The following is a 17716-nucleotide window of genomic DNA, read 5'->3' on the forward strand; positions in this document are numbered from 1 at the left end:
CCACCCTGCTCATACAACTTCTGACGTTACCGGTACTAGCATACGGCGCAGATGCCGTTGCAACTCAAAGGACGGAAAACCTGTCTCAGCCTTTGTATACTTCTGATCAGCAGGATGACTCAATCAGTCGCTGCACGCCACAAAAGAAAAACTCACCGGACACACAGAGCGCCTGCAGTAACTATGCCTGTATAACTGCAGAACCATCTATTCTTTTAATTACCCAACACGCATTACGGGATCATGATGATTGTTTCTATTTTTCACCCTACCCGGTTAAGAATGCACTTATAAGTTTGCTTATTCCACCGCCTCACCGACCACCAATCACACGTTGAACATATTTATCCAAAGATAAAATCATCTCTGCAGCACAGTAAAGAATTGCACGGATAAAACGTCCCCTGCAATATCGGCAGCGTTAACACTTACAGACAAGAAAAAACCGGATTATTAATATCAACGACCTGCAGGGATTCATAAAAGGTACAGAAGACATATTCCCGTTATTTGAAGCAAACGACAAACAGTAGAAGACAATACTTCTGTAACTGTATACCGAGACACTTAAGGAGTAAGGAGGCCCCATAAAATGTCACGTACACATAAACACCTTTGCCAGGCTGCTGCACAAAGCCTGCTCATAGAAATAGAACGTTCATACACTGCACCGGACGAACTTACGTCTCTCAGTAATAACGAACAGTTTTTCCTGTCCAGCTTAACACTTGGACAACAACGGTTCCTGGTCGAGAAAGCTGAACAATACATATTCATTCAACTGGACATTGACAGCCTGCGCCAAAAGATAGAAGAAGTCAGGGAGTTAGAAGAACTGCGCAGACTTGAAGATAATTACCTGCTGCTGGGTGCTCCGTTATGCCTTATGCGTCGCTTATTTGGATTACACGCCGCTGAATTTTCCCACCGGAGAAAACTGCTAAACATCGGCGGTACGTCTAACGGACGCCCCCGACAATGTGATGAATCAACAGAACACATCATATGGGCGAAATGGAATACACTGTCCGGGATAGACGAACGCCATAAATTTCTTCAGGTCGCAGAAGAAACCGGGGTAGATCTGCATCAGATCTGGGCAGCACTGAAAGAACATCTGAGATAGGCCCCGGGTAAACATGATGCTTAACCGCATGCTTTTAAAGGCAATTACCGGGATCCGGTGCCAGTAAAGATAAGCATCAGACCGGAGTGAAAGCGTATATAACGTCATCTGCGGTTTACAAACTCAACCCTTCACGTAAACCCGGAAACTTTTAACTGTTAGAGGTTTATAAGGTATGCTGTTTCGCTTTCACTTACTGGTTTGGGCGACTGCCTGTTTCACCGGATAATTTCGTCGATGATCCGGTTAAAACAGAGTCTTTCAACACTAAAATAATGACTGCCGGGGACTTATAATACGCCCCGTCAACTTTATAATCTCTGGATGCCGCAGGCTGTTCCGCCCCGGACAGGACAGCCTGAACACTCAGTAACACACTGTTTAATTAAGATTAAAAGCCTTTTAATGACCACACTTAAAGAACATTCAGCCCCGGCAAAAACAACACATACCCCCATGATGCAGCAATACCTGAGCATCAAGGCAGAACACCCGAATCAGTTAGTGTTCTACCGCATGGGAGATTTTTATGAGTTGTTTTACGACGATGCTAAAAAAGCTTCGCAACTGTTAGATATATCATTAACAGCCCGTGGCAAAAGTGGTGGCAATCCAATCCCTATGGCAGGTATCCCGTTTCATTCTGCCGATGGATATATTGCCAAAATTGTTCGCGCCGGCGAGTCCGTTGCAATCTGTGAACAGGTAGGCGATCCGGCCACCAGCAAAGGCCCGGTTGAACGTAAAGTCATGCGTGTCGTTACACCCGGTACGATCAGTGATGAAGCGTTGCTGGATGAGCGCCGTGAAAGCCTGCTCGTGGCCATTAACCACCAGCAGTCCAGCTATGGTATTGCCATTGTTGATATAAGCAGTGGCCGTTTCAGCCTGCTGGAAATATCTGGCGATGAAGCATTACTGGGAGAGCTGGAACGCCTGAAACCGGCAGAAATCCTTTATAACGATACCGTTACCCTGAGTGAACAGCTTCAGGGCTATAAAGGCTTACGCCCCCAGGCGCCGTGGCATTTTGAACTGGAAACCGCTGAGCGCCTTTTATGCCAGCAGTTTCAGACACAGGACCTGACCGGATTTGGCTGCGAACATGTACCGCTGGCACTGGGTGCTGCCGGCTGTCTGCTGCAATATGCGAAAGATACTCAGCGCACCAGCCTGCCCCATATTCGCCGCCTGATTCTGGAACAACGGGACGAGAGCGTCATTCTGGATGCAGCTACCCGTAAAAACCTTGAAATAGACATCAATCTTGCCGGCGGAAAAGAAAACACTCTGGCCTCAGTCATTGATAAAACCGCTACCCCCATGGGCAGCCGGATGTTACGGCGCTGGCTTAACCGTCCCTTGCGTTGCCATAACACTTTACTCGGCAGACAGGCCGCCATTCAGTGGCTGATGGATAACTACCGGTTCGAGCAACTGTCTCCTTTTCTGAAGCAGATCGGTGATATTGAACGGGTACTGGCGCGTATCGCTCTGCGCTCTGCGCGCCCACGTGACCTTGAACGTCTTAAAAATGCCTTTGAGACTCTGCCGGAAATTCAGCAATTGCTGTCAGATAACCGTCCGGTACGCCTGAGCGAACTGTCAGACAGTGCCAGTGAGTTCCCGGAACTCTGTACCCTGCTACAAACGGCCATTATTGAAAATCCGCCGGTGGTTATCAGAGACGGTGGCGTCATCGCCAAGGGCTACGACAGCGAACTGGATGAACTGCGCGGTTTAAGCGAGAACGCCGGCAGTTATCTGGTCGAGCTGGAACAGAGAGAGCGGGAACGCACCGATATATCCACCCTGAAAGTAGGCTACAACCGGGTACACGGATACTTCATTGAAGTCAGTAAATCTCAGGCAATCGATATGCCTGCGGAGTATATTCGTCGCCAGACTCTTAAAAATGCTGAACGTTATATCACCCCGGAACTGAAAGAATTTGAAGACAAAGCTCTGAGCGCCAAGAGCCGTGCACTGACCCGTGAAAAAGCCCTTTACGAAGCACTGGTTGAGCAACTGGCTGAACACCTTGCGCCCCTGCAGGACAGCGCTCAGGCGCTGTCCGAACTGGATGTGCTGAGCAACCTTGCTGAACGGGCAGATAGCCTCGAGTTTGTCGCCCCTGCCCTGATCGATAAGCCGCTTATCGAGATACATCAAGGGCGTCACCCGGTGGTGGAAAATGTACTGAATGAACCCTTTGTCGCCAATAATCTCACCCTGTCACCGCAGCGACAGATGCTGATTATCACCGGCCCGAACATGGGCGGTAAGTCTACGTACATGCGTCAGACAGCCCTGATCACCCTGCTGGCACATATCGGCAGCTATGTACCGGCAACAGCGGCAACCATTGGCCTGGTTGACCGGATCTTTACCCGCATGGGGTCTTCTGACGATCTGGCTGGCGGGCGTTCAACTTTCATGGTTGAAATGACCGAAACCGCTAATATTCTGCATAACGCTACCGAACACAGCCTGGTGCTGATGGATGAAGTCGGCCGTGGCACGAGTACCTTCGACGGTTTATCACTGGCCTGGGCGGCCGCAGAGTATCTGGCGAATGAGGTGAAAGCCTTAACATTGTTTGCCACCCATTACTTTGAGCTGACGGTATTACCGGAACTCAGTCAGGCGGTCTTTAACGTGCATTTAACGGCCATGGAACATAAGGATCATATCGTCTTCATGCACGAAGTTCAGGAAGGACCGGCCAGCCAGAGTTACGGCTTACAGGTGGCACAGCTTGCGGGCGTACCTCAGCATGTCATTCACCGCGCCAAACAGAAACTGGTCCAGTTGGAAGATGATGCCGGCCACAGTGAACATAAGCGCCAGACCCCGCCGATGCAGGAAGACCTGTTTTTTGCACCGACACCTCACCCGGCCCTGACATCACTGCAGGAGCTTAACCCGGATGATCTGTCACCCAGAGAGGCGCTGGAACAGCTTTACGCGTTGAAACAGGCCGCCATGCGTCAGTAACAACCTTATCGACGGGACACAAAAAAGCTGCCAATGGCAGCTTTTTTTACGCTTAAACCGAACCTACCTAAGCAGTGGCAATCGCGCCTTTACCCACACCTTCAAACGCCCTCACCATCACATTTGAGTCAGGATTAGTCTGTTTCACCTGCTCCGCCAGATGACAGGCGATCTGCTCAACCGTAGTTTCAGTATCCATCAGGTGGCAACGGCTGGCTGGCAGCTTAATCTCAAACTCACCCTGCGGCGCATCGTACCGGTAATGATGTTCTGCGCCTTCGCCATTCTGTAAGTGACTGCGGGTACCGATATAAATATCGCGCAGCGTTTCCGCCCAACGGGCCTCTTCTTCAGGGGCACGCTGACCATTAAGGAAAATCTCTATACGGGAACGGTGTCCGTGTGCAATGCGCTGACAGTTGCCGTCATGCTGCTGCAAACCATGGCTATAGTGGTAGTACGCCCCCGGAATACTCTCAGGGACGAAACTGATTTCCAGCCCCTGTACTTCATCCGGAAATAAAGCCAGTAACTGATCTTTACACCAGCGGGCCAGCCCTTCAGGCGTAACGCTGTCCAGCTCAACCAGAACGATCGCCTGACGGGGTGAACGGCAGTAAAAGGTTTCACCGTCGGGGTACTTCCAGGCAACTTCCGTTTGCTGCAAATCTTGCTGCAAGATCAGATCATTCATTCCCGTCGGCACAACCAGAGCATGGTCAATACAGTCATCAAACCAGCGCTTCACCGCTTTCTTAACGATCCCGAAGTCGCAAATCATCCCTTGTTCATTGAGGCTGCCATCCAGCACCAGTTGCACAAGCCAGGACTCACCCAGCAAGCCCCGACGGGCATCCAGATAGGAAAAATCAACATTGGTTAAGTTATCAACAAACAGCTTCACGTCGGTTCACACAGAATCGGTTATTAAATGGGCCGCTATATTAGCTCAATCCGAAAGCTTTTGCATGATTCAGCCATACAACTGAGGACCAAGACTGAGGTATAATTCCGCCTTTATCCATTACAGCGGTAACCATTCAGATAATGCGACTCGACAAATATCTCAGCCAGGCAACCGGCCTGCCCCGCAGCCAGGTCAAACGCCTCATCAAGAGTCAGAAGGTGCAGATCAATGATACGGTCAATCAGGACCACGGTTTTCAGGTAAAGTCCGGTGACCTTGTCCTGCTGGACGGCCGGGAAATCCCGCCACCAGGCCCCCGTTATCTGATGTTAAACAAGCCTCAGGATACTATTTGCGCCACGGAAGATCCGGAACACCCAACGGTCATTGACCTGTTGAATCTGGAAAACATCAAGAACCTGCATCCGGCAGGGCGCCTGGATATCGACACAACAGGCCTGGTGCTGATTACTGATGACGGCCAGTGGTCCCACCGGGTTACATCTCCGCGCCGCAGCTGCGATAAAGTATATCTGGTTACCACTGAAGATCCGATCAGCCCGGAAACGGCTCCGGCTTTTGCCGAAGGCATCATGTTGCGCAACGAAGACCAGCCAACATTACCGGCAACGCTTGAACAACTTGATGACTGCCATGCCCGGGTAACCCTGCAGGAAGGCCGTTACCACCAGGTGAAACGCATGTTTGCAGCCATGGGCAATAAAGTGGCGGCTCTGCACCGGGAAAGCATTGGCGGCATCATCCTTGATGAAGACCTGGAGCCCGGTGAATTCCGCTTCCTGACTGCAGAAGAGGTTGCAAGTATCTGATGAAAGACTTTGCATTTGATCTGCTACGGCCGGAGCTGGCTCAGGCCAAAGGCACGACCCTGTGGATTGCCGACGAAAATGCCCTCCAGCCGGAACTGGGTATCACACCACGTGCCAATATTACCGTGATCAGTAACCGTATTGATCTGACCGATACACTTACAGAACAGGGCTGGCAATGCCGCTTTACCGACTTTGACTTCTCCGGATATACGGATGGCAGCATTGATACACTTATTTATCGTGTATCCAAAGAAAAACCGATTGTTCACCATGTTATCAATCAGGCCATCCGTCTGCTGAAGCCTGACGGACAACTGTTCATTGCCGGCTTGAAGAACGAAGGGATTAAAACCTATCTGGATAAAGCCAAGAAGCGTTTTGATGGTCAGCTTCAGACAGCCAAATCCGATAAGAATACCTGGATGGGCATCCTGACACGCCCTGATGATTGCGACACGGAATTACTCGACGATCAGGATTACGTCCAGTTACGCGACATTGCCAGCGATGCGAACTATGCATACTCAAGCAAGCCCGGCGTATTTGGCTGGAACAAAATTGATAAGGGCAGCGAGTTTCTGATTGAACAGCTGTCACTCTTTACTGAACGTCTTAAGCAATCCCCAAACCGTATCCTGGACCTGGGATGCGGCTACGGTTATCTGGCCATGAATTGTTCCAGCGACGACTGCTTTGTCACCGCCACAGATAACAATGCAACCGCCCTGCTGGCCTGTGAGGAAAACTTTAGCCGGCATAACATAAACGGCGAAGTGATCCCGGCCAACTGTGCTGAAGGTATTTCAGACCGTTTCCCGATGGTTATCTGTAATCCGCCGTTCCATCAGGGTTTCAGTGTTGTCGGAGACCTAACTGACACCTTCCTCAGGGCAACCCGTCGCCGTCTGGAAAATGATGGCATTGCGGCCTTTGTAGTGAACTTACATATCCCACTTGAACGCAAAGCAAGTGTACATTTTGATAGGGTTGAAACAATTGCCGATAATGGCAGTTTCAAACTGGTCTTACTGGCTAAACCTAAACATTAATCACTCTTTTATTTCAGGAATTAAGATGGCTTTAACCTATCTCAAGCAAACCTGGTTCTTCTTCAAAATGAATCTGACTGCCATCATGAAGATACAGCTGCCGTTTATTATCATACTTAACATTATCGGCACCATCGTTCTCAGTTCACTGGACGGCGAGCAGCAGGGAATAGACCCGTCTGTCATGATGCTGTCACTGGTCAGCCTGCTGTTTCTGCCACTTTATTGGGGCGCGACCATTGCCTACCTGAACTCTGTTGTTCAGGATCGTCCCCTGACTGCTTTTCAGGCACTTCAACTGAGCCTTTCCCGCTGGGGGTCTCTGTTCCTGACGTATTTTATTTCCGGAGCAGGCATTGTACTGGGCCTGATGATGTTCATTATTCCGGGTCTGTATCTGACGGTACGCTGGTCCTTTGCGGACTACCACTGCATGTTGGAAAAATCTTCGCCGCTGGAAGCCATGAAAGACAGCTGGGAAACAACCCGTGAGTACTTCTGGGATTTACTCACCGGACTGGCCTGCCTGTTTGTACTCATCACCGGCGCAAACGTTACCGTTAGCTGGCTATTCAGCACCATCGGCATTGATTCTCTGATAGTACGCTCACTTCAGGATATCTTCTTTGGCTTTCTGAACTGCCTGTTTATGATTTATGGCTTCCGGGTATTTTGCGTCATGCGGGAAAAACAAAGCTGATCACTGCATAGAAAAAGGCCACTTAAAGTGGCCTTTTTCACAATCAGATACCCGGTGTTAGCTTTCTGCCAGCAGCTTACGGATATCCGCTTCAATGGCATTTGCCTGGCCAGTATTGGCGTGGGTTTCCCCAATATAGACTGAACGTACCCGCCCCTGTTTATCCAGGATATAGAATGCCGGCCAGTAACGGTTGCCCATGGCCCGCCAATAGGCAAAGTCATTATCCATCATGACCGGGTGATGCAGTTTAAATTCTGCGATTTTCTCTGCAACATTGTCACGCACTTTCTCATGCTCAAACTCGGGGGTATGGATACCCAGCACGGTAAAGTCATCGCCGGCAAACGTTTCCTCAAGGCTGTTTAGCCAGGGAAAAGACCGGTAACAGTTCCAACAGTCAAATGTCCAGAAATCCAGCAGAACAACCTTACCCCGTAAATCTTCCAGACTTAACGGCGGACTGTTTAACCATGCCTGGGGATCGGTCTGAGTCAGCGCCGGAGCCGGCACCGGTTGTTTTAACTGAGCAGCCTGGGCAACACTGCTCAGCATCAGGACGCCAAACGCCAGCAGTGCCGCACGTATCAGGTTCGTCATAGATTGTTCCTCTCGTCGACGTACGTCGGCTCACCCTCGCAGGGTTAATTCTCTGACTGCAAATTCACCTGTGGGTTCCGAAAAGTGAATTTCTGCTTGCATAGCGGGATTATTTATAGATAATGAGAACCATTATCATTTAGAAAAAAAGGAATAACGATGACAGCACTGGCCATTAATGCCTGGCTGAATACTGAACATCCCAGTATAAGCCTGACAAACTCAATTACCGGCCAGCTTATCGCCTGCTGGCAGGGTGAAGCCGTTCAGCATCTCTTTGATGACGGTATTATCACGCTCACAGAATTGCACAGCACGGACCGCAGCACGCTTTCACGTCTGTCTCATGATCTGCTGCTCATGGCCTGTGCCAGCAGCCTGTGTCAACGTCAGAGTGACGGCTGTTTCAACTGTATAACCGGTCGCCTGCTGCAGAGTTATATGCACCACAAACGCACATCCGTTAAGCACGCAGCACATTCCCAGCCATTAAGCCTCGCCGGTTAATTCTGTTCCTGCAGAGGCGGCTCAAGCAACTGTGCAATAACCGCCGGTGATTCAGGGGTGCTGAAGTAATACCCCTGAATTTCATCACACCCCCTTTCCTGCAGGAAAAGTAACTGTTCTTTCGTTTCAACACCTTCAGCAATCACGGCAATATTCAGGTTATTTGCCATACCGATAATCGCCGTCACAATCTCAGAATCACTTTTGCCGTTAAACAAAGCCTGCACAAAAGAGCGGTCAATCTTCAGTTTATCCACATCAAACATCTTCAGATAATTCAGTGACGAATATCCGGTGCCAAAATCATCAATGGCCAGACACACCCCGTGCTCACGAATACTGTTCAGCATCTCAGTTGCTTTATCCACATTATCGATCAGCGATGTTTCCGTCAGTTCAAGTTCTATCCGGTCAGCTGCCACGCCAGTTGACTGGATGATTCCCAGTATTTCTTCATCAAGACGGCCCAGCTTAAACTGCTTACCTGAAATATTCACCGCCATCTTTAGATTCTGATCAAACCGCTGGTGCCAGTCTTTTAACTGCATACAGGCAGTCGTAAATACCCAGCGTGTTAATACCGAGATCAGACCGGCATTTTCAGCAATCGGAATAAAAACTGCCGGTGAAATCCAGCCCCGCAACGGATGGTACCAGCGTAACAAAACTTCAAATCCGGTTATCCTGTGATCCTGTACACATACCTGTGGCTGATACACAACCGTCAGCTCCCGGTTATCCAGCGCTTTACGCAAATCCCGCTCAAGCAGCAGATGCTCCTGCAGTACCTTGCCCATCTGATCGGTATAAAACATGAAACTGTTACGGCCGCTTTCTTTTGCTTTATACATGGCAATATCAGCGTGCTGAAGCAGTGACTCTGCATTTTCACCATCCATGGGGAAAACACTGACCCCTATACTTGCGCTGACGTGCACAGCAGGCTCTCCGGTAATATCAAAAGGCTGCTCCAGTGCGTCAACCATTTTTCCGGCCACCCGGGCCAAATGCTCAACTGCCTGAATATCTGAGAACACAACCACAAACTCATCACCGGAAATCCGGGCAACCGTATCAGACTGCCTGACCTGCTGCCTGAGCGTTTCTGCCACCGCATTCAGCACCCGGTCCCCGGCCCTGTGTCCCAGACTGTCATTTACCCGTTTAAAATGATCCAGATCGATAAACATAACCGCCAGCATGGCTTTGTCACGACGGGCCTTTTCTATTGCCTGCCCTAAGCGGTCATATAACAGCACTCTGTTAGCCAGCCCTGTCAGAGCATCATAGTGCGCCATGTGATGAAGTCGCTTGCGGGAATTGTCGTATGCACTGATATCCGAAAAAACACCGGCATAGTGACTCACGGCCCCGTCATCATCGCGTATCACATTGATATTCAGCCACTCAGGATAAACTTCTCCGTCTTTCCGGCGGTTCCAGATCTCCCCCTGCCATTGCCCGGTATCGAGTATTGAATGCCACATAGCTTCATAAAAATGCATGTCATGCCGCTCAGAACTCAGCAGTCGCGGGGTCTGACCGATCGCCTCAGCAGGAGAGTAACCGGTTGTATCTACAAATGATTTATTTACCTGAATAATCCGCAGATTGCTGTCAGTCACCATCACCGACATCGGTGTTTCAGCAATCAGCCGTTTACAGATTTCCGGTTCAAACACGGCATCAGAACAGTTCATCATCTAAATCAGACACTCCGGTCAGCACACAGGGGTGCACTTTCATAATCACACCTGAAAATATTTTCCGTAAAACACAGGGCTCTCATATTGCCCGGCCGGTCAAAGTATTGTTCAGAATCGTCCTTCTGTGTTCATTCTGCGCCAGTAAAAAGGCAACTTCTTTGCGGTATGTCAATCCGGAGCGTCGCACTTTCCGAAACCACTGGAAAGTTGTCTAAACACTTGTTCATAATGTACGTTTTTTGCACAAAACAGCCGTTTATATGAACAGATAACGTCATTTTCAATACAACTTCAGACTGTCAACATGGGTAGCCAAACGCTTTAAACTGAGTATCCGGAGTGATACAAATGTGCTTCAGTCCAGAAGTAGCAGAGCGATCCGCTCCCATATGAAAAGAAAGATCCCCATCAGCCTTCCCCCCCGCCCGGAAGCACTTGTAACAATCGCCAAAGCACTTAAATCTGATGATGTGGATCTTGAGCATGTATATCGGGTATTGCGCTCTGATGTAGCTTTGTTTTCGTCAGTGATATCGACAGTTAACAGCCCTGCAATAGGCCCCGCAACGAAGATCAAATCGATTGAGCACGCCGTCAATATGCTCGGGCTCAAAAAAGTATATTCCGTGGTGCAGATAGCCGCTCTGAAAAACAGTTTTCCGGCCCATATTCGCCTGGAGCGTTTCTGGGATACTGCCACAGAAGTTGCACAGATCGCGGTGATGCTCGCCCGCCGCTATAAGATGATCACAACTGACGACGCCTACACTCTGGGTATGTTGCATGATTGCGGCATCCCCCTGATGCTGACCTATAAGAATGACTTTCTCGACGTGATGCGTAAGCTCAATGGCAGTGACCTGCAGGACATCCATAAAGCGCAGCTGCGGCTCTACAGTGTCAGTCATTTTCAGGTGGGGGCCGCGCTGGCCCGCAACTGGTTTATCCCGGAAGATACCCATTTGGCCATCGCCGGGCAGGCTAATTATCTGGATGTGCTCAAACAGAAAAATGACGAGCACGAAGATATGCGCAAACAATTGTGCACATTATTACTGGCCAAAGAAATCAGTGCCGCTTACCGCACGTACTGGCGCCTTAACGACACGGAAGAGACCTTGTTTGAGCTCAAACCGGTACTGGCGTTTCTCGGCCTGTGTGATCTGGACTTCCTGGATCTCAAAGAAGAAATTGTACCCCTGCTGGATGAACTGGCCGCCTGCTGATATCTGGCGCACAAACAAAAAAAACCCGCCAGAGGCGGGTTTTTTTAAGCTTACTCAGAATTACTTCTTAGCAGCTTTCTTTTCTTTTTCTGCTTCGATCACTGCTTCAGCAACAGAGTTCGGGCAAGGCATGTAGTGAGAGAACTCCATAGAGAACTGACCACGGCCTGAAGTGATAGTACGCAGGTGACCGATGTAACCGAACATCTCAGCCAGAGGTACGTCTGCCTTGATGCGTACGCCAGTTGCACCAGCTTCCTGATCCTTGATCATACCGCGACGACGGTTCAGGTCACCGATAACGTCACCAACGTGATCGTCCGGAGTGAATACGTCAACCTTCATGATCGGTTCAATCAGCTGAGGACCGGCCTTAGGCATAGACTGACGGAACGCGCCTTTAGCAGCAATTTCGAATGCTACAGCAGAGGAGTCAACCGCGTGGAAACCACCATCGTACAGTTCGATCTCAACGTCCAGTACAGGGAAGCCAGCCAGAGGACCTTCTTCCATCATGCCCTTGAAACCCTTCTCGATTGCAGGGAAGAATTCCTTAGGAACGTTACCACCAACAACGACAGAGCTGAATGTGAAGCCAGTACCGACTTCACCTGGCTTGATACGGTAATCGATCTTACCAAACTGACCAGAACCACCAGACTGCTTCTTGTGCGTGTAGCTGTCTTCGATTGCCTGAGTGATAGTCTCACGGTAAGCAACCTGTGGCTGACCAACTTCCAGTTCAACACCGTAAGTACGCTTCAGGATGTCTACTTTGATATCCAGGTGCAATTCGCCCATACCTTTCAGGATGGTTTCACCGGAATCTTCGTCAGTTTCAACAACGAAAGTCGGATCTTCTGCAACCATCTTACCGATCGCAACACCCATCTTCTCAGTAGAGCCCTTATCTTTTGGAGATACAGCAATAGAGATTACCGGCTCAGGGAAGATCATAGGTTCCAGAGTACATTCGTGCTTAGGATCACACAGCGTGTGACCAGTCTGAACGTTCTTCATACCGACAACCGCCAGGATGTCACCAGCCTGAGCACTTGTAAGTTCAGTACGCTCATCGGCGTGCATCTCAACCATACGGCCGATACGCTCAGTTTTACCAGTGAAAGAGTTAAGGATGGTATCACCCTTGTTCAGTACACCAGAGTAAATACGGATAAAGGTCAGGGCGCCAAAACGGTCATCCATGATTTTGAATGCCAGTGCACGCAGAGGCTCATCTACAGATACAGTCGCAACTTCACCAGTAGGCTCACCAACTTCATCAGTCAGAGGCTGAGCATCAACTTCAGTCGGGCTTGGCAGGTAATCAACAACAGCATCCAGTACCAGTTGAACACCTTTGTTCTTGAACGCAGAACCACAGTAAGTTGGGAAGAAGTCCAGCGCGATAGTACCCTTACGGATGCAACGCTTGATGTCTTCGATAGCTGGCTCTTCGCCATCCATGTAAGCCATCATCAGATCGTCGTCCTGCTCTACAGCAGTCTCGATCAGCTTCTCACGGTACATCTCAACGTCATCAACCATGTCCGCTGGGATATCAACGATTTCGAAGTTTTCTGGCTTGCCAGAGTCATCCCATACGAATGCAGTACGTGTCAGCAGATCAACCAGACCTACGAAGTTTTCTTCGATACCGATTGGCAGCGTCATAACCAGTGGGTTTGCACCCAGTACGTTTTCAACCTGATCAACAACGCGCAGGAAGTCTGCACCCATGCGGTCCAGCTTGTTTACGAAGATGATACGGGCAACTTCAGATTCGTTCGCATAGCGCCAGTTAGTCTCAGACTGAGGCTCAACACCACCGGAACCACAGAATACACCAACACCACCATCCAGTACTTTCAGGGAACGGTATACTTCAACGGTGAAGTCAACGTGACCCGGAGTATCGATGATGTTGAAACGGTGGTCTTTCCAGTAACAGGTAGTCGCTGCTGACTGGATGGTAATACCACGCTCAGCTTCCTGCTCCATGAAGTCGGTGGTAGATTCACCGTCGTGTACTTCACCAGTCTTGTGGATCTTACCGGTCAGTTTCAGGATACGTTCAGTCGTGGTAGTTTTACCCGCGTCTACGTGGGCGAAAATACCGATATTACGATAGTGTGATAAGTCTGCCATTGCTTCACTCAATTCTATGTGGGCGTAAATTGCGCGACATTATACAGAATTTTGCGTCTATTTGGATAAGTTTTAAGCAGGACACAAGGTTTTTTTCAAAAAAAACTCATATAGTCCGCCCATAGGCAGCAAAAAACATGAAAACGGTGCAGCTTCACCGAAAGATACGTGAATTTCGCTGCTATTTATCCACCAAAAAGTGTTTATTTTTCCAAAAGGTAAAACACCTGACCCATGCCTCTTTCCATAAAAAAAGGCAGTTAAAAACTGCCTAAATTCCGGTCGGTGAGGCTGCCGAAATACTACCCTGAAATCAACCCACGACGGGCCATAATCGTCTCAATTTCAGGTAAACTTGCAGGGTCATCAATGGTTGATGGAATGGAGTAATCCTGTTTATCGGCTATCTGGCGTAACAACTTACGTAAAATCTTACCTGAACGGGTCTTTGGTAACCGCTGAACTACAACCGCTTTTTTAAAGCAGGCCACGGCCCCTATCTGTTTACGAACCATCGCAATCAACTCAGCTTCCAGTTCAGCTTCATCAACTTCAACACCATTCTTCAGCAACACAAGACCGATTGGCTGCTGCCCTTTAAGACTGTCGTTGATACCAATCACGGCACACTCTGCCACCGCAGGATGACCCGCCACAACTTCTTCCATCTCGCCGGTCGATAAACGGTGACCGGCAACATTTATTACATCATCGGTACGGCCCATAATGAAAATATATCCATCTTCATCTTTATAGCCGCCGTCTCCGGAACTGTAATAACCGGGATATTCAGACAAATAACCTTCACTGAAGCGGTTAAAATCCCCCCATACCGTCGGCAGGCAACTTGGCGGTAACGGTAATTTCAGTGCGATACTGCCCTGCTCCCCTCTGGGCAACTCGTTACCCTCAGCATCCAGTATCTGCACGTTAAAGCCTGGAACCGGAACCGTGGACGAGCCAGCTTTAGGCGGAAGGTGCTCAATGCCCGTCAGGTTGCCGCAGATTGCCCAGCCCGTTTCAGTTTGCCACCAGTGATCAATAACAGGCTTACCCAGTGTACTGGTTGTCCACTCATAGGTTGGCGGGTCAAGACGTTCACCTGCCATGAATACCGTTTCCAGCGCACTCAGATCATAAGCCGCCAGGCAGGCAGAGTCAGGGTCTTCTTTCTTAATTGCCCGGAAAGCGGTGGGGGCAGCAAACAGTGCTTTTACTTTATACTCAGCACACACCCGCCAGAACGCACCGGCATCCGGTGTTTTTATCGGCTTGCCTTCAAACACCACCGTCGTACAGCCAGCCAGTAACGGCCCGTAAACAATGTACGAATGGCCTACCACCCAGCCGACATCAGACGCCGCCCAGAATACGTCTCCAGGCTCCATATTATAAATAGCCTTCATACTGTATTTGAGGGCAACCGCATGACCACCGTTATCACGCACAACCCCTTTTGGCTTACCCGTTGTGCCTGAAGTGTAAAGAATGTACAGGGGATCGGTTGCTTTAACGGATACGCACCCGGCGGGCTCAGCTGATTTCATTGCCTGATGCCAGTCTGTGTCACGGCCTTCCAGCATACTTGCTTCAGCCTGAGGACGTTGCAAAATTACACAGGCATCAGGTTTATGCCGGGAACGTTCAATCGCTTCATCAAGCAAAGGCTTGTACTGGATAATCTTGTTAATCTCGATTCCGCAGGAACATGAAACGATCACCTTAGGCGTCGCATCTTCAATACGCACAGCAAGTTCTTTCGGTGCAAAGCCACCGAATACGACGGAATGAATCGCCCCCAGACGGGCAATTGCCAGCATGGTAATGACAGCCTCCGCAACCATCGGCATATAAACCACGACCCGGTCACCCTTACCGACGCCCTTATCGCGAAGAACGCCGGCAAACTTAGCAACCTCATCCCGTAACTCTGTATACGTGTATCGCTGCTTATGACCGGTAACCGGTGAATCAAAAATCAGCGCAGCCTGCTCGCCACGGCCATTCTCAACATGATAGTCCAGCGCCAGATAAGATGTATTCAGCTCGCCATCTGCAAACCAGCGATCAATGCCGTTACTGTCTTGGCTCAGGATGGTTTCCGGCTGCCGGTACCAGGCGATCTCAGCCGCTTTTTCAGCCCAGAAAAGTTCAGGTGTCTCAATGGATTTGGAATACTCTGCAATATACGTCATGACAGCAGCCTCATTAGTTTTGTTATGGCCTGACAGTTTCTGGCTCAGGGAAACTGCTCGGTCAGGCTAAGGTATCTGTTTAAAAAACACTCTAACCGACTACGAACATAAAGGAACTAAGACATAAGGCTAAATTGTCGACGATAATTTAAAAAAACATATAATAAACAGAACAAATCATTTATAAACCAAAAAATTGTCGACAATATAATCAAATCATCTAGCTTGCAGATACAAAAAACGGGGCTTAAGCCCCGTTTCTATAGATCAAATAAATACTGAAAGCTACATCATTGCAGGATTAGGAACATCCTGAGATCCCACCCTGAGCGCGTCTTCAAGTGAAACCGCACCATTAAATAATGCTCTGCCGACAATAGCACCGGCAATGTTAGGTAAAAGCTGCAGCCTGGAAATATCATCAAGGCTCTTAACAGTACCACTGGAAATTACTGGAATTCGCAGTTCACTGGCCATTTCTGTTGTCGTTGCCAGCGTCGCTTCGGCATGGTCAATATCGTAATTAATATCGGTATAAATCAGTGCACAGATACCTGAATCCTGTAAAGCATGACCAACCTCCATGGGGGTAAAAGCGGTCGACTCACGCCAGCCATTGACCATAACGTGGTTATCTTTTGCATCAATGCTTGCAACCACCCGGCCTGGATAATGCGAGCAAACTTCCTGCAGGAAATGGCGGTCCATAACCGCAGCAGTCCCCAGTACAATTCTTTTAGCCCCGTGATCAAACCACCATTGTGCAGATGTCATGGTGCGGATACCGCCGCCCACCTGAACGGGCACACCGGATTTTTCAATAATTTCGCAAATGACTTCGGCATTATGCTTGCCGCCCTGTACAACGCCATCTAAATCGACCAGGTGTAAATTTGTCGCACCCTGCTCTACAAACTTCAGTGCGGTTTCAACAGGATCAACATCATAATGGATCGGATCTTCTAAATGACCATGATGCAGATTGACACACTTACCGTCCATTAACTCAATATCAGGAAAAATAATCATTCCCTACCTCCACGTATGTTTACACTCAATAAAACATACTTAAGCATAGACACAAATTGGGAATTCCCCAGAAAAGCATGTCGGTAACAGGTCATTAAATGTAAAAAAAAGCAAAATAAATCAATAATTTCCATTTAAATCTAAATGAGATTATTTCAATAACCACAGTTGATCAATAAACAGCCAGAACACAGACTGCATTTAGCAACCAGCAACGTCATACAATATCTCGCGAATTACTTACTGAGTAACCATGATCAGGTGCCGGAGGATAGAAGCCTTTTTTGCAAACGAAAAAAAAACCTGCTACAGCGTAGCAGCCAGTGTTCTTAAAGAGAGTCTTAATTAGGTGCATTCGATGGAAGCTCTAACTGCAAGCTGTAGGTCGCCGGCCAACTCAAAGCCTCGCGTTGCTATAACTGACTCTTATCTTAAAGGGCGGCTATAGGCAGAACGGCCACTTTCTACAGACGAAAAAAAACCCGCTACAGCGTAGCGGGTTTTCTTAATTAGGTGCTTGGCGATGACCTACTCTCACATGGGGAAGCCCCACACTACCATCGGCGCTAAGACGTTTCACTTCCGAGTTCGGTAAGGGATCGGGTGGTTCCATCTCGCTATGGTCGCCAAGCAAAAAAAGGTAACAATCTAAATCCTGTGTGCCTTATTCAGGCCGAGTCTTAAATAAGATGT

At 49.0% G+C, this 17716-nt stretch carries 13 protein-coding genes and 1 rRNA gene; 7 read left to right on the forward strand and 7 right to left on the reverse strand.

Translation table 11 applies throughout. The annotated features are described in order from the left end of the window. The first annotated feature begins 592 nt into the window (after positions 1-592). Both PCI15_RS20735 and mutS read left to right on the forward strand, forming a co-directional pair. Positions 593-1126 carry an STY4526/YPO1902 family pathogenicity island replication protein gene (locus PCI15_RS20735; RefSeq protein ID WP_271271815.1) on the forward strand — a complete coding sequence of 178 codons (534 nt, stop codon included), beginning with the start codon at positions 593-595 and terminating at the stop codon, positions 1124-1126. Positions 1127-1531: 405 nt separating this feature from the next. Then, positions 1532-4123 carry a DNA mismatch repair protein MutS gene (gene mutS / locus PCI15_RS20740; protein WP_271271816.1) on the forward strand — a complete coding sequence of 864 codons (2592 nt, stop codon included), beginning with the start codon at positions 1532-1534 and terminating at the stop codon, positions 4121-4123. 67 nt (positions 4124-4190) lie between these two features. On the opposite strand, the gene PCI15_RS20745 is transcribed toward mutS, so the two are convergent. Beyond that, a complete protein-coding gene (locus tag PCI15_RS20745) occupies positions 4191-5027 on the reverse strand; it encodes a 6-carboxytetrahydropterin synthase (protein WP_271271817.1) in 837 nt (278 codons plus the stop codon). A gap of 143 nt (positions 5028-5170) precedes the next feature. Here PCI15_RS20745 and rsuA point away from each other — a divergent pair, with 143 nt between their 5' ends. Genes rsuA through PCI15_RS20760 form a run of 3 tightly spaced genes read left to right on the forward strand, consistent with a single transcriptional unit; the run spans position 5171 to position 7612 of the window. Further along, entirely contained in the window at positions 5171-5860 is a 690-nt protein-coding gene (gene rsuA / locus PCI15_RS20750; protein ID WP_271271818.1) for a 16S rRNA pseudouridine(516) synthase RsuA, read from the forward strand. Then, entirely contained in the window at positions 5860-6912 is a 1053-nt protein-coding gene (locus PCI15_RS23800) for a class I SAM-dependent methyltransferase (RefSeq protein ID WP_271271819.1), read from the forward strand. The genes rsuA and PCI15_RS23800 overlap by 1 nt, the downstream gene beginning before the upstream one ends. Positions 6913-6937: 25 nt before the next feature. Beyond that, positions 6938-7612 (forward strand): YciC family protein, encoded by a 675-nt coding sequence (locus PCI15_RS20760; protein WP_271271820.1) that lies wholly within the window; start codon positions 6938-6940, stop codon positions 7610-7612. A gap of 57 nt (positions 7613-7669) precedes the next feature. Here PCI15_RS20760 and PCI15_RS20765 read toward each other — a convergent pair whose 3' ends face one another. Then, on the reverse strand, positions 7670-8212 hold the full coding sequence (locus PCI15_RS20765) for a redoxin domain-containing protein (protein WP_271271821.1): 543 nt from the start codon (positions 8210-8212) through the stop codon (positions 7670-7672). 159 nt (positions 8213-8371) lie between these two features. On the opposite strand from PCI15_RS20765, the gene PCI15_RS20770 reads away from it, so the two are divergent. Continuing rightward, the gene (locus tag PCI15_RS20770; RefSeq protein ID WP_271271822.1) at positions 8372-8719 is read left to right on the forward strand and encodes a hypothetical protein; all 348 of its coding nucleotides are present in this window, start codon (positions 8372-8374) and stop codon (positions 8717-8719) included. On the opposite strand, the gene PCI15_RS20775 is transcribed toward PCI15_RS20770, so the two are convergent. Continuing rightward, positions 8716-10422: a putative bifunctional diguanylate cyclase/phosphodiesterase gene (locus tag PCI15_RS20775; RefSeq protein WP_271271823.1), complete on the reverse strand. Its 1707-nt coding sequence runs from the start codon at positions 10420-10422 to the stop codon at positions 8716-8718. The genes PCI15_RS20770 and PCI15_RS20775 overlap by 4 nt on opposite strands. A 392-nt stretch (positions 10423-10814) precedes the next feature. Here PCI15_RS20775 and PCI15_RS20780 point away from each other — a divergent pair, with 392 nt between their 5' ends. Continuing rightward, a complete protein-coding gene (locus tag PCI15_RS20780) occupies positions 10815-11651 on the forward strand; it encodes an HDOD domain-containing protein (protein WP_271271824.1) in 837 nt (278 codons plus the stop codon). A gap of 60 nt (positions 11652-11711) precedes the next feature. Here PCI15_RS20780 and fusA read toward each other — a convergent pair whose 3' ends face one another. From fusA to rrf, 4 genes are all read right to left on the reverse strand, one after another. Then, positions 11712-13799, reverse strand: a complete 2088-nt coding sequence (gene fusA, locus PCI15_RS20785) for an elongation factor G (protein WP_271271825.1) — start codon at positions 13797-13799, stop codon at positions 11712-11714. A 302-nt stretch (positions 13800-14101) separates the two neighbouring features. Next, positions 14102-16030 carry a propionyl-CoA synthetase gene (locus tag PCI15_RS20790; protein ID WP_271274662.1) on the reverse strand — a complete coding sequence of 643 codons (1929 nt, stop codon included), beginning with the start codon at positions 16028-16030 and terminating at the stop codon, positions 14102-14104. 249 nt (positions 16031-16279) lie between these two features. Continuing rightward, positions 16280-17023, reverse strand: a complete 744-nt coding sequence (locus PCI15_RS20795) for a 1-(5-phosphoribosyl)-5-[(5-phosphoribosylamino)methylideneamino]imidazole-4-carboxamide isomerase (RefSeq protein ID WP_271271826.1) — start codon at positions 17021-17023, stop codon at positions 16280-16282. 515 nt (positions 17024-17538) lie between these two features. Then, a 5S ribosomal RNA gene (rrf, locus tag PCI15_RS20800) occupies positions 17539-17654 on the reverse strand. Between the last annotated feature and the right edge of the window lie 62 nt (positions 17655-17716).

Source organism: Aliamphritea hakodatensis (assembly GCF_024347195.1).
Lineage (GTDB): Bacteria > Pseudomonadota > Gammaproteobacteria > Pseudomonadales > Balneatricaceae > Amphritea > Amphritea hakodatensis.

Bases quoted from the DNA above. Each gene is read 5' to 3' on its own strand.
- PCI15_RS20735 (WP_271271815.1), top strand. From the start codon at position 593: ATGTCACGTACACATAAACACCTTTGCCAGGCTGCTGCACAAAGCCTG.
- mutS (WP_271271816.1), top strand. From the start codon at position 1,532: ATGACCACACTTAAAGAACATTCAGCCCCGGCAAAAACAACACATACC.
- rsuA (WP_271271818.1), top strand. From the start codon at position 5,171: ATGCGACTCGACAAATATCTCAGCCAGGCAACCGGCCTGCCCCGCAGC.
- PCI15_RS23800 (WP_271271819.1), top strand. From the start codon at position 5,860: ATGAAAGACTTTGCATTTGATCTGCTACGGCCGGAGCTGGCTCAGGCC.
- PCI15_RS20760 (WP_271271820.1), top strand. From the start codon at position 6,938: ATGGCTTTAACCTATCTCAAGCAAACCTGGTTCTTCTTCAAAATGAAT.
- PCI15_RS20765 (WP_271271821.1), bottom strand. From the start codon at position 8,212: ATGACGAACCTGATACGTGCGGCACTGCTGGCGTTTGGCGTCCTGATG.
- PCI15_RS20770 (WP_271271822.1), top strand. From the start codon at position 8,372: ATGACAGCACTGGCCATTAATGCCTGGCTGAATACTGAACATCCCAGT.
- PCI15_RS20775 (WP_271271823.1), bottom strand. From the start codon at position 10,422: ATGATGAACTGTTCTGATGCCGTGTTTGAACCGGAAATCTGTAAACGG.
- PCI15_RS20780 (WP_271271824.1), top strand. From the start codon at position 10,815: ATGAAAAGAAAGATCCCCATCAGCCTTCCCCCCCGCCCGGAAGCACTT.
- fusA (WP_271271825.1), bottom strand. From the start codon at position 13,799: ATGGCAGACTTATCACACTATCGTAATATCGGTATTTTCGCCCACGTA.
- PCI15_RS20795 (WP_271271826.1), bottom strand. From the start codon at position 17,023: ATGATTATTTTTCCTGATATTGAGTTAATGGACGGTAAGTGTGTCAAT.